Here is a 12,728-nt window from a genome sequence, read left to right on the forward strand (position 1 = left end):
GCGGGCTGCGCTGTTGCCCCGGCAAGGGCTTCAGGCTGCCGGGGCACACAGGCCGAGGGTGGTATCTATTGCAGGGTGGCTCAGTTGCCGGCCTTGATGCTGGTCCAGATGCGGGTGCGCAGGCGGTCGATCTTGGCCGGCATGGCCTGCAGGGCGAACAGCTTGCCGAGCATGGCATCGGTCGGGTAGATCATGCTGTTGGCCTTGAGCGCCGGGTCCACCAGGCGGTCGGCTGCCTGGTTGCCGTTGGCGTACTGCACATGGTTGCTGATGTCGGCCATCACCTCGGGTTGCAACAGGTAGTTCATGTAGGCATAGCCGGCCTTTTCGTCCGGGGCATCGGCGGGCATGGCGACCATGTCGAACCACATCGGCGCGCCTTCCCTGGGGATCTCATAGCCCACCTTCACCCCGTTTCTGGCTTCTTCTGCACGGTTTCTGGCCTGCAGCACGTCGCCGGAGAAGCCCACCACCACGCAGATATCGCCGTTGGCCAGGTCGCCGGTGTACTTGGAGGAGTGGAAGTAGCTGATGTACGGGCGCACCTTCATCAGCAGGGCCTTGGCCTTCTCGTAGTCGGCCGGGTCCTGGCTGTGGTGCGGCAGGCCCAGGTAGTTGAGCGCGATCGGCAGCAGTTCGGGGCCGTTGTCGAGGATCGCCACGCCGCAGCTCTTGAGCTTGCTGATGTTCTCGGGCTTGAAGATCAGGTCCCAGGAGTCCACCGGGGCATTCTCGCCCAGCGCCGCCTTGACCTTGTCGATGTTGTAGCCGATGCCGGTGCTGCCCCACAGGTAGGGGAAGCCGTAGCGGTTGCCCGGGTCGTTGACTTCCAGCGCCTTGAGCAGCACCGGGTTGAGGTTCTTCCAGTTGGGCAACTGGCGCTTGTCCAGCGCCTTTAGCGCCTTGCCCTGGATCTGCCGGGCCATGAAGTGGTTGGAGGGGAACACCACGTCGTAGCCCGAATTGCCGGTCATCAGCTTGCCGTCGAGGGTCTCGTTGCTGTCGAACACGTCATAGGTGGGCACGATGCCGCTGGCGGCCTGGAAGTTCTTCAGGGTGTCGGGGGCGATGTAGCTGGACCAGTTGTAGATTTTTACCGAGTCGGCCGCCTGGGCGATGGAGGCGGCCAGCAACAGCGGGGCGAAGAGCAATGGGCGCATGTCCGGATTCCTTGCTTGGTCTGTTTTTGTCGAAGGAGGCAGGCGATCAAAGGATCAGAAAATCAATACGTAGGTCTTGCGCACGGTCTCGTGGATATCCCAGATACCGGTGCTGTTGGCCGGCAACATCAGTGCGTCGCCGGCTTCTATGGTCAGCGGCTCGCCGCCATCGGGGGTGAAGGTGCAGCGGCCCTTGATGAAGTGGCAGAACTCCTGCTGCTCGATCTGGCGCCGCCAGCGGCCCGGGGTACATTCCCAGATGCCGGTTTCGACGCCGTCGTTGCGCTCCACGCAGGTCACCGAGGTGACCGCCACCGGCTCGCCCAGGGGCACGGCCACCGGGTTTGACTGTTCGAGAGCGACGCTATGGGTGTGCTTGAACTGGGTAATGCGCATGCCGGTGGTCCTGTGCAGGGGGAAGTCAGTGCATCAGGCTTTCCATGAAGTCCGCCACACCGCTGGCCAGGCGCCGGCGCCAGGGGGCGCTGGCCGGGTTGGCAAGGGTCTGGTCTTCGTGGACGAAGCTCTTGATGATCGCGTTGTAGCCGAGCCAGCGGCACGGCTCGGGCTCCCAGCGCGCCAGGCTGTTCAGGCGCGCCGCGGGGTGTACCCAGGGCTGGGCGGTGAGTGCGTTGCGTTGGCCCAGGATCAGCGCCGCCACGGTGCGCCCGCCCAGGTTGCTGGCGCCCACGCCTTCGCCGCCATAGCCGCCGGCCAGGGCGATTCCCTGATCGGCATCGCACAGCATGTGCGGGCGAAAGCGCCGCGCCATGCCCAGGTTGCCGCCCCAGGCGTGGGTGATGTCGACGTTCTTGAGCTGCGGAAACAGCTCGCCGAACAGGTAGCGGCGCAGGCCGATTTCGCTGTCGCTGAGGGTGAAGTCTTCGCGCAGGCGCCCGGCGAAGCGATAGCCGCCGCGGGCGCCGAACACCAGGCGGTTGTCGGCACTGCGCTGGCCGTAGGTGACCTGGCGGCTGTTTTCGCTGAAGGCCTGACCGGCGTTCAGGCCGATCTGCTCCCACACCTGCTCAGGCAGCGGCTCGGTGGCCACCAGCAGGCTCTGTACCGGCAACTGATAGCGACCCAGCGGCGGCAGCCCGACGGCATAGCCTTCCACCGCCGGCACCACCCACTGGCAGCGCAACTGTGCCTGGGCGGTGCGTACCTGCCCCTTGTGCCAGTCGATGACCGGGCTGTTCTCGTAGAGCTTCACCCCCAGACGCTCGACGGCCCGGGCCAGGCCGCGCACCAGTTTGGCCGGGTGCACGGTGGCCACGTTCGGCGTGTAGATCGCCCCATAGGGCTTGGCGATGCGCAGCTGCGCGGCCAGCTCGACCGGGCTCAGCCAGCGATACTCGGCCTCGTTCAGGCCCTGCCGGTAGAGCTTTTGCAGGTAACTGCGCAGGCTCGCTTCCTGCTCGGGGTAGCGCGCCGCGCAATAAAGGGCGCCGCCCTTGCGGTAGTCGCAGTGGATGCCTTCGCGCTCGAGTACCGTTTCCACTTCGTCAGGGATGCCGTGCAGCAGGTCATAGGCGTCGCGGCGCTGTTCGGGGGAGCAATCGGCCAGCAGGCGGTCTTCGCCCAGCAGGTTGCCCATCAGCCAGCCGCCGTTACGCCCCGAGGCGCCGAAGCCTGCGATGTTGGCCTCGACGATGGCGATGTTCAGGTGCGGTGCCTGGCGCTTGAGGTAGTAGGCGCTCCACAGGCCCGTGTAGCCGGCGCCGATGATGCATACATCCACGTCCAGGTCCTGGCGCAACGCCGGGCGCGCGATCAGCGGCTCGTCAAGCTGGTCCATCCAAAGGCTGATACTGCGCCATGCCTGCATTGTGTTCGGCTCCACATCCGTAACGGTGTGGGCCGATGCTAGGGCTGGGCGGGCGGATTGTCTTGCGTGCGTGTCCGCAGAGAAATCTGTTGCACGTAGGCCTTGGGCGACAGGCCGGTGTGCTGGCGAAAGCACTTGTAGAACGCCGACAGTGAATTGAAGCCGGCGGCGAAGGCCAGGTCATCGACCTTGGGCGCCGGGCCTGCGCGTTCCAGTTCAGCCAGCAGATGCTGCAGGCGGGCCTGGTTGACGTAGCGGTAGAAGCTCTGGCCCAGCACCTGGTTGAGCAGGTAGGAGATCTGGTTGCGGCTGTAGCCGCACTCGCGGGCGACCTGTTGCAGGTCCAGTTGCGGGTCCAGATAGGGCTGGCGACGGGTGAAGTAGTGCTGCAGGTCCTGGGCCATGAAGCTCAGCTGGCGCGGTGACAGGCCCAGGCGGCTGGTGGCCGGGCGCAGGCTGGGGTGGCCGGTGTGGCGTGAAGGCTCGCGCACCAGCGAGGCGTATTCGTTGACCTGCCAGATCAGGCCGTCGCGCACGGTGATGGCCTCGCTGGCACGAAACGCGGTGATGCCGTCGCCGCCGCGCAGCGTTACCTGGTACTGGATGAAGGCGGTGCAGCCGTCGGTGCGGATGCGGTCGCTGTGCACGATGTCCTCGCCGTCCTGGCGCGGCATGCTGGCGGCCACGTATTCGCGCAGCTCGGCCAGGTGCAGTACGCGGTTCTGGAAGAAGTCGTTGTACTGGATGTCGGGGTGATAGAGCGCCATCACGCCGTCGAGGTCGCGGTGTTTCCAGCACAGGTGGTAGCGCAGCACGGTGGCGGCGGTTTCGGCGGTGTGTTCGGGGCCGTCGGGGATCGGGTGTGCGGCCATGGGGCTGGCTCATTGGAGGTAGGAAAGCAGAATACCTGCAGGGCCCTATCGCGGGTCAAGCCCGCTCCCACAAGGACAGCAGTGATCCGTGTGGGAGCGGGCTCGACCCGCGATTGCTGGCGCAGCGGTTCTAGAGAAACTGCTCCGCATAGTGGCATGCCACCTGCCGTGTACCCACCGGCCGGAACGCCGGCTCTTCACTGGCACAGCGCTCGGTGGCATACGGGCAACGCTTGTGGAACGCGCACCCCGGCGGTGGGTTCAGCGGGTTGGGCAACTCGCCCACGATCCTGATCTTTGGCTTGAGCGGGTCGGGGTGAATGGTCGGGGTCGCCGACAGCAGGGCCTGGGTGTAAGGGTGCAAAGGCCTGGCATAGATATCCTCCTTGGGCCCCATTTCCGCCGGGCGCCCCAGGTACATCACCAGTACCTGGTCGGCCACATGCCGCACCACCGCCAGGTTATGCGAGATGAACACGTAGGCGGTGTTGAACTCCTTCTGCAGGTCCATGAACAGGTTCAGCACCTGCGCCTGGATCGACACGTCCAGCGCCGAGGTCGGCTCGTCCGCCACCAGCACCTTGGGTTGCAGCATCATGGCCCGCGCCAGGGCGATGCGCTGGCGCTGGCCACCGGAGAACATGTGCGGGTAGCGCTGGTAGTGCTCGGGCCGCAGGCCCACCTGCTGCATCATCGCCTGCACCTTTTCGCGGCGTTCGGCCCTGGACAGCCGGGTGTTGATCAGCAGCGGCTCGGCCAGTTGGTCACCGACCTTCTGGCGCGGGTTGAGCGAAGCATAGGGGCTCTGGAACACCATCTGCACATCGCGGCGCAGTTGCCGGCGCTGCTGCTTGCTGGCACCGGCCACCTCCTGCCCGGCGATCTGCAACGAGCCCGACGACGGTTCCTCGATCAGGGTCAGGGCGCGGGCCAGGGTCGACTTGCCGCAGCCGGATTCGCCGACCACGGCCAGGGTCTTGCCGGCCTCCAGTTCGAACGACACCCCATTGAGGGCGCGTACCAGGGCATGGCCCTTGAACAGGCCCAGGGACACTTCGTAATGACGGGTGAGGTCACGGGCGGTCAGTACGACGCTCATCACGCCACCTCCTGGTTGAGCGGGTAGAAGCAGCGGGCCAGGCTGTGGGCCTTGGGGTCCAGGCTCGGACGCTGCTGGCGGCAGTGGTCCTGCACGTAGGGGCAGCGCGGCGACAGCAGGCAGCCGTGGGGCCGGTCGTAGCGTCCGGGCACGATGCCGGGCAGGGTCGCCAGGCGCTCGGCGCCTTCGCTGTGCTCGGGGATCGCTGCCAGCAGGGCTTCGCTGTAGGGGTGCGCAGGCACCTCGAACAGCTCGGGCACCTGGCCGACTTCCACTGCCTGGCCGGCATACATCACGCACACGCGGCGGGCGGTTTCGGCCACCACGGCAAGGTCGTGGGTAATCAGGATCAGCGCCATGTCCTGCTCTTTCTGCAGGTTGAGCAGCAGCTCCATGATCTGCGCCTGAATGGTCACGTCCAGGGCCGTGGTGGGCTCGTCGGCGATCAGCAGCTTGGGTTCGCCGGCAATCGCCATGGCGATTGCCACGCGCTGGCTCATGCCGCCGGAGAGTTGATGGGGGTAGGCATCCAGGCGGCTTTCCGGGGCCGGGATCTCGACCTTCTTCAGCAGCTCCAGCGCACGCTGGCGCGCCGCCTTGCCGCGCAGCCCCAGGTGCTGGCGCAGCACCTCCTCGATCTGGAAACCCACGGTGTAGCTGGGGTTGAGTGCGGTCATGGGGTCCTGGAAGACCATCGCCATGTCCTTGCCGACCACCTTGCGCCGCTGCCGGCCGCTCAGGGTGAGCATGTCGCTGCCGTTGAAGGTCAAGGCGTCGGCGGTGATGCGCCCGGGGGCGTCGATCAGGCCCATCAGCGCCATCATGGTCACCGACTTGCCCGAGCCGGACTCGCCCACAATCGCCAGCACCTCGCCCTTTTCCACGCTCAGGTCGAGGCCGTCGACCACCGGTACCGCCGAGGCGTCGCCGAAGCGCACGCTCAGGTTCTTGATGTGTAGAAGTGACATGGGCTTCTCCTCAGGCGGCATTCTTGAGTTTCGGGTCCAGCGCATCGCGCAGCCCGTCGCCCATCAGGTTGATTGCCAGCACGCTGAGCAGGATGGTCAGGCCCGGCAGGCTGACCACCCACCAGGCGCGTTCGATGTAGTCGCGGGCCGAGGCCAGCATGGTGCCCCACTCCGGGGTCGGCGGTTGCACGCCCAGGCCCAGGAAGCCCAGCGCGGCGGCATCGAGAATCGCCGAACTGAAACTCAGGGTGGCCTGCACGATCAGCGGCGCCATGCAGTTGGGCAGCACGGTCACGAACATCAGGCGCGGCAGGCGTGCCCCGGCCAGGCGTGCGGCGGTGACGTAGTCGCGGTTCAGCTCGCCCATTACCGCGGCGCGGGTCAGGCGCACGTAGGCCGGCAGCGAGACGATGGCGATGGCGATCACGGTGTTGATCAGGCCAGGGCCCAGGATCGCCACGATGGCCACCGCCAGCAGCAGCGAGGGAAGCGCCAGCATCACGTCCATCAGGCGCATGATGGACGGGCCAAGCAGGCGCGGGAAAAACCCGGCCAGCAGGCCCAGCAGCACGCCGGGGATCAGCGAGATCAGTACAGACGACAGGCCGATCAGCAGCGACAGGCGCGAACCCTGGATCAGCCGCGAGAGCAGGTCGCGGCCCAGCTCGTCGGTACCCAGCAGAAACTGCCACTGGCCGCCTTCGAGCCATACCGGCGGGGTCAGCAGGAAGTCGCGGTACTGCTCGCTGGGGTTGTGCGGCGCCACCCACGGGGCGAATAGCGCGCAGAACACGATCAGGCACATGAACAGCAGGCCGGCCACCGCGCCCTTGTTGCGCGAGAAGGCGTGCCAGAATTCCTTGTAGGGGGAGGGGTAGAGCAGGCTCTGGTCGAGCGGCGCGGCGTCGACGGCAGCGGTTTTTGCAAGCGGATTGGTCATGAGCGAAGGCCTCAGCGCTGATGTCGGATGCGTGGGTTGGCCAGGCCGTAGAGGATGTCCACGACGAAGTTGACCAGGATCACCAGGCAGGCAATCAACAGGATGCCGTTCTGTACCACGGGGTAGTCACGGGCGCCGATGGCTTCGATCAGCCATTTGCCGATGCCCGGCCAGGAAAAGATGGTTTCGGTAAGCACCGCGCCACCGAGCAACGTGCCGACCTGCAGGCCGACCACCGTAAGCACCGGGATCAGCGCGTTGCGCAGGCCGTGCACGAACACCACCCGTGCCGGCGACAGGCCCTTGGCCCGTGCGGTGCGGATGTAGTCCTCGCGCAGCACTTCGAGCATCGAGGAGCGGGTCATGCGTGCGATCACCGCCAGCGGGATGGTGCCGAGCACGATGGCCGGCAGGATCAGGTGCATCAACGCGTCCTTGAACGCGCCTTCCTCGTCGCTGAGCAGGGTGTCGATGAGCATGAAGCCGGTGGTCGGCTCGATGTCGTAGAGCAGGTCGATGCGCCCGGACACCGGCGTCCAGCCCAACCCGACCGAGAAGAACATGATCAGGATCAGGCCCCACCAGAAGATCGGCATCGAGTAGCCGGCCAGTGAGATGCCCATGACCCCGTGATCGAACAGCGAGCCGCGCTTGAGCGCGGCGATCACCCCGGCCAGCAGCCCGACGATGCCGGCGAACAGCAGCGCGGCCATGGCCAGTTCGAGGGTGGCGGGGAACAGCGCGAGAAACTCGTGCCACACGCTTTCGCGGGTACGCAGCGACTCGCCCAGGTCGCCCTGGGCCAGCTTGCCGACGTAGTCCAGGTACTGCTGCGCCAGCGGCTTGTTCAGGCCGAGCCGTTCCATGGCCTGGGCGTGCATCTCGGGGTCGACCCTGCGTTCGCCCATCATCACCTCCACCGGGTCACCGGGGATCAGGCGTATGAGCGCGAACGTGAGCAGGGTGATGCCGAAGAACGACGGGATCAACAGGCCCAGACGCCGTGCAATAAAACTAAACATCGTGTGGTGTACCTCATCAGCCTAAGGCATGCCTGCGAGCGCCCGGGGGCGGGCGCTGCAAGCGTTATCGTTCTACTTCACCCGCGTGGTGGCGAAGTTGTTGTTGGTCATCGGGTTGATGACGTAGCCCTCGACGTTCTCGCGCAGGGCGGTGAACACCTTCGGGTGGGCCATGTTGATCCACGGTTTGGCCTCATCGTACACCGCCAGTGCCTGGACATAGAGTGCGGCGCGTTGATCGGGGTCGGCGGTTTCGCGGGCGTGGTCGATCAGCACCTGGAATCGCGGGTTGCACCAGCGTGCGTAGTTTTCCCCATTCTTCGCTGCGGCGCAGCTGAGCAGCGGGGTCAGGAAGTTGTCCGGGTCGCCGTTGTCGCCCGCCCAGCCGGCCGACACCATGTCGGCTTCGCCGGCCTTGGCGCGGCGCAGCATCTCGGCCCATTCCATCACGCGGATGTCGACCTTCAGGCCGACCTGGGCGAGGTCGGCCTGAAGCATCTCGGCGCTCAGGCGCGGGTTGGGGTTGGTGGGCCCGCCGCCGTTGCGGGTGAACAGGGTGAGCACGGCGCCTTCGGGTACGCCGGCCTCCTTGAGCAGCGCGCGGGCCTGGTCCAGGTCGCGGGGCGGGTTGCGGTTCTGGCTGTTGTAGCCCATCAGGGTCGGCGGGTAGGGGTTCACCGCCAGCAGGGCGTTGCCCTTGCCGAACAGTTGCTCGACATGGTGTTCGCGGTCGAAGGCCAGGTTGATGGCGCGCCGTACGCGCACGTCGCTCAGGTACCTGTGCTCGGTGTTGAGCGATATGTAGCCGGTGGTCAGGGCCTCCATTTCGGCCACCTTCAGGCGCGCGTCGGCCTTGATGCCGGGTATGTCGTCGGGCTTGGGGTACAGCGCCACCTGGCACTCGTTGGCGCGCAGCTTCTGCAGGCGCACGTTGTTGTCGGGGGTGATGGCGAAGATCAGTGCATCGCTCGGCGGCTTGCCGCGAAAGTAGTCCGGGTTGGGTCTGTAGCGCACCTGCGCGTCCTTGTTGTAGCGCTGGAAGATGAACGGGCCGGTGCCGACCGGCTTGCTGTTGAGTTCGGCGGTGGTGCCGGCCTTGAGCAACTGGTCGGCGTATTCGGCGGAATAGATCGAGGTGAAGGCCATGGCCAGGTCGCGCAGAAACGGCGCCTCGGGGCGGGTCAGGTGAAACGCCACGGTGTGCGGGTCGAGCTTTTCCACCGATTTGAGCAGGTGCTGGAAACCCATGCTCTCGAAATAGGGGAAGCCGATGCTGGTCTTGTCGTGCCAGGGGTGGGCGGGGTCGAGCTGGCGCTGGAAGCTCCACAGCACGTCGTCGGCGTTCAGGTCGCGGGTGGGGGTGAAGTAGTCGGTGGTGTGGAACCTGACCCCGCTGCGCAGGTGAAAGGTGTAGGTCAGGCCGTCGGGGCTGACCTCCCAGCGTTCGGCCAGGGCCGGCTGCACCTCGGTGGTGCCGGGCTTGAAGTCCACCAGGCGGTTGAACAGGGTTTCTGCGGCGGCATCGGCGGTGACGGCCGTGGTGTACTGCACGATGTCGAAGCCCTCGGGGCTGGCCTCGGTGCACACCACCAGCGGCTTGGCCATCAGCGGGGCTGCGGCGCTCAACAGGATGGCTGCAAGGGCAGCCTGTAGGGTTGACTGTTTCATGACACTTCCCTGCATTCGATTAAACCAGCGTAGCCATCGCGGCCGATTCGGCGAATCGGCCGCGACCTGCCGCCCTAGAGGATGTTGAACGGAATGGTTGTGACCACGCGCACCTCGTTCAGGCTCCCGTCACCCTGCAATTTGCTGGCGCGGTGGGTGGTGTAGGTGGCGCGCACGGTGGTGTCCTTGAACGCGCCGCCTTGTACGGCATAGCTGGTGCCGATGCCCCATTCGTCGTGGTGCTCGCCGTCGAGGTTCTTCACGTCGTAGCCACCGCCCTTGTAATGGGTGCCGTCGATGCCCCAGCCGCGGGCGTTGTACAGGTTGAACTTGAGGCCGGGCACGCCGAAGGGGGCCATGTTCAGCACGTAGCCGATCTGCAGTGATTTCTCGTTGGGGCCGTTGAAATCCGACAGCAGCGAGTTGGCCAGGAAGATCGCGTTGGTGTCGTGCAGGTAGTCGAAGTACTCGTTGCCGTTGACCTGCTGGTAGGCGACCGACACGGTGTGCGCCTGGTGGGTCAGGGCCAGCGACAGGCTGAAGGTGTCGTTGTCGATGGCGCCCAGCTTGCTCTGACCGGCGTCGCGGGTCTTGTAGTAGTTGAGCCCGGTGTTCAGGCCCAGCACCGCGTTGTCGCCCAGCAGGTGGTTGGCGCCGAAGTAGTACTGGTTCCACAGGTCCTCGACCTTGGACACGTAGAGGCTGGTGCTCAGGCTCTGCAGCGGCTGGTAGTTGACCCCGGCCATGCTGACCCGGTCGGTGAACTGGCGGGAATCGCCATACTCGGAGCGAAACTTGCTCTGGCCCTGCTCGGTACGCATCGACACGCGGTCGAAGGTGCCCAGGTCGAGGCTCAGGTTGTCGAACTCGGCGCTGTGCAGGCTCACGCCCTGGAAGCTGGAGGGCAGTGCGCGGTTGCCGATGTAGGCGATCACCGGGGTGTCGATGGACTGGCGGCCGGCGGTGAGGGTGGTGTTGGACACCCGGGCCTTGAGGTTGGCCAGGCCGACCTTGCTCCACTGGTCGAGCACCTCGCCGTCGCCGTGGGTGAGGGTGCGGTTGTTCGGCCCGGCCACGCTGGCGCGACCGCGCTGCAGGGCCACCGCGTTGTACAGCGCCACTTCGGTGCTCAGGCCCACGGTGCCCTCGGTGAAGCCGGAGGTGTAGTTGAGGAGGGTGCCCTGGACCCAGTTGTCGCGGCTGCTGGTGGGGTGGCGGCTGCCGTCGCGCTTGCTGTAGGACCACAGTGGCCCGCGGGTGGCGTGCTCGTGGGCGTACCAGTTGCGGGTCGAGCCGGACAGGCGCTGGCCGTCGATAAAGCCGCTGGCCTGGGCCTGGTCGGAGGTGGTGCGCAGGGTAAGCGCAACGAAATCCTGGCTGACGGGTTCGGCCTGGGCCAGCGCGCTCAGGCCGCCAAGGGCCAGGCAAAGTGCTGCGTGTCGGGTAGGTCTCAAGGTGATGCTCCTTTGCATGTTTTTATTAGCCGCCGGGCCTCGTGAGCCCGGCGGGTGCGGCGGTGAACCTTGGGAGGGGGCGGGCAGAGGTCAGTCGACGCTGACGCCCGAAAAACTGTTGCGCCCGAACGGGCTGACCTTGAAGTCCTGTACCCGGACGCTCAGCGGTTGATGCACGGTGGAGTGGGCGACCGGGGTGATCGGCACCTGCTGCTTCATGCGCTGCTGGGCCTGCTGGTACAGCGCGGTGCGCGCGGCGGGGTCGGTGATGCGCTTGGCCTGCTGCACCAGGGCGTCGTATTCGGGGTCGCACCACATCGACACGTTGTTGCTGCCGATGGCACCGCAGCTGTAGAGGGTGCCCATCCAGTTGTCGGGGTCGCCGTTGTCACCAGTCCAGCCCAGCAGCATCACGTCGTGCTCGCCGTTCTTGGTGCGCTTGATGTACTCGCCCCATTCGTAGCTGACGATCTTCACGTCCAGGCCGACCTTGCCCCAGTCGGCCTGGAGCATCTCGGCCATCAGCTTGGCGTTGGGGTTGTAGGGGCGTTGCACCGGCATGGCCCACAGGGTGATAGGCGTGCCGGGCTTGACCCCGGCGGCCGCCAGCAGGGCGCGGGCCTTGTCGGGGTCGTAGCCGGCATCGCGGATGCTCGGGTCGTAGGACCACTGGGTGGGCGGCATGAAGTTCACGGCCAGTTGGCCGGCATCCTGGTACACCGCCTTGACGATGGCCGCCTTGTTCACCGCCATGTCCATGGCCTGGCGCACCTGCAGTTGGTCGAACGGCGGGTGCTGCACGTTGTAGGCGATGTAGCCCAGGTTGAAGCCGGGCTGGTCGAGCATGTTGATCTTCGGGTCGGCGGCCAGGGCCTTGAGGTCGGCGGGGCGCGGGTTGACGGTGACCTGGCATTCCCCCTTGCGCAGCTTCTGCACCCGCACCGAGGCGTCGGTGTTGATCGAGAAGATCAGCTGGTCGAGCCTGACCTGCTGCGGGTCCCAGTAGTCGGGGTTGGCCCGGTAGCGGATCTGCGCATCCTTCTGGTAGCGCTGGAACACGAAGGGGCCGGTGCCGATCGGCTTCTGGTCGAAGTCGCTGAGGCGCCCGCTGGCCATCAGCTGGGTGGCGTATTCGGCCGAGACGATCGAGGCAAAGCCCATGGCCAGGTTCTGGATGAAGGCGGCGTCGACGCTGTTGAGGGTGAAGACCACCGTGTAGGGGTCGCGCTTTTCGACCCGGGCGATGTTCTTGTCCAGGTCCATGCTGACGAAGTAGGGGAACTCGGCCGGGTAGGCCACGCGAAACGGGTGCTGCGGGTCGAGCATGCGCTGGAAGGTGAGCAGCACGTCGTCGGCGTTGAAGTCGCGGGTGGGGGTGAAGTCCTTGTTGGCGTGGAACTTCACGCCCTGGCGCAGGCGGAAGGTATAGGTCAGGCCGTCATCGGAAACGTCCCAGCCGGTCGCCAGCGAGGGGATGACGCGGGTGGCGCCGCGTTCGAATTCCACCAGGCCGTTGTACAGCGGCTCGGCGGCGTCGTTTTCGATGGAGGTGGTGTACTGGGCGATATCGAAGCCGCCCGGGCTGCCCTCGGAGCAGAACACCAGGTTGCCCTTGGCCAGGGCTGTCGGGCCATAGGCCAGTGCCCCCAGGCCCAGCAGTGCGGCGAAAACCGGAGAAATACGCATGCGGTCCCATTCCTTTGTTGTTGTACGAGGC

11 protein-coding genes are annotated in these 12,728 nt (G+C 66.1%); all 11 read right to left on the reverse strand.

All coding sequences use genetic code 11. From position 1 onward, the window contains the following. Nucleotides 1-80: 80 nt before the first annotated feature. The 11 genes from N0B28_RS04980 to N0B28_RS05030 all read right to left on the reverse strand — a co-directional run bounded on the left by N0B28_RS04980 (nt 81) and on the right by N0B28_RS05030 (nt 12,697). Nucleotides 81-1,160 (reverse strand): polyamine ABC transporter substrate-binding protein, encoded by a 1,080-nt coding sequence (locus N0B28_RS04980; RefSeq protein ID WP_054916396.1) that lies wholly within the window; start codon nt 1,158-1,160, stop codon nt 81-83. 54 nt (nt 1,161-1,214) lie between these two features. Then, on the reverse strand, nt 1,215-1,556 hold the full coding sequence (locus N0B28_RS04985) for a cupin domain-containing protein (protein ID WP_043862498.1): 342 nt from the start codon (nt 1,554-1,556) through the stop codon (nt 1,215-1,217). Between the two features lie 25 nt (nt 1,557-1,581). After that, nucleotides 1,582-2,988, reverse strand: a complete 1,407-nt coding sequence (locus N0B28_RS04990; protein ID WP_116052926.1) for an FAD-dependent oxidoreductase — start codon at nt 2,986-2,988, stop codon at nt 1,582-1,584. 38 nt (nt 2,989-3,026) lie between these two features. Next, nucleotides 3,027-3,860 carry a nuclear transport factor 2 family protein gene (locus N0B28_RS04995; protein ID WP_043862496.1) on the reverse strand — a complete coding sequence of 278 codons (834 nt, stop codon included), beginning with the start codon at nt 3,858-3,860 and terminating at the stop codon, nt 3,027-3,029. A gap of 130 nt (nt 3,861-3,990) precedes the next feature. Next, entirely contained in the window at nt 3,991-4,959 is a 969-nt protein-coding gene (locus N0B28_RS05000) for a peptide ABC transporter ATP-binding protein (RefSeq protein ID WP_043862495.1), read from the reverse strand. Then, entirely contained in the window at nt 4,959-5,927 is a 969-nt protein-coding gene (locus tag N0B28_RS05005) for an oligopeptide/dipeptide ABC transporter ATP-binding protein (protein ID WP_043862494.1), read from the reverse strand. Before N0B28_RS05005 ends, N0B28_RS05000 begins: the two co-directional genes overlap by 1 nt. A gap of 10 nt (nt 5,928-5,937) precedes the next feature. Next, nucleotides 5,938-6,867, reverse strand: a complete 930-nt coding sequence (locus tag N0B28_RS05010; RefSeq protein ID WP_078479966.1) for an ABC transporter permease subunit — start codon at nt 6,865-6,867, stop codon at nt 5,938-5,940. 11 nt (nt 6,868-6,878) lie between these two features. Continuing rightward, nucleotides 6,879-7,889, reverse strand: coding sequence for an ABC transporter permease subunit (locus N0B28_RS05015; RefSeq protein ID WP_043862492.1), 1,011 nt, complete (start codon nt 7,887-7,889; stop codon nt 6,879-6,881). Between the two features lie 72 nt (nt 7,890-7,961). Next, nucleotides 7,962-9,557: an ABC transporter substrate-binding protein gene (locus tag N0B28_RS05020; RefSeq protein WP_258661963.1), complete on the reverse strand. Its 1,596-nt coding sequence runs from the start codon at nt 9,555-9,557 to the stop codon at nt 7,962-7,964. A 74-nt stretch (nt 9,558-9,631) separates the two neighbouring features. After that, nucleotides 9,632-11,011: an OprD family porin gene (locus N0B28_RS05025; protein ID WP_275730696.1), complete on the reverse strand. Its 1,380-nt coding sequence runs from the start codon at nt 11,009-11,011 to the stop codon at nt 9,632-9,634. A 90-nt stretch (nt 11,012-11,101) separates the two neighbouring features. Further along, nucleotides 11,102-12,697 (reverse strand): ABC transporter substrate-binding protein, encoded by a 1,596-nt coding sequence (locus N0B28_RS05030; RefSeq protein ID WP_043862489.1) that lies wholly within the window; start codon nt 12,695-12,697, stop codon nt 11,102-11,104. Nucleotides 12,698-12,728 lie beyond the last annotated feature (31 nt).

The sequence above is a fragment of the Pseudomonas sp. SD17-1 genome (assembly GCF_029201585.1).
GTDB lineage: Bacteria > Pseudomonadota > Gammaproteobacteria > Pseudomonadales > Pseudomonadaceae > Aquipseudomonas > Aquipseudomonas palmensis.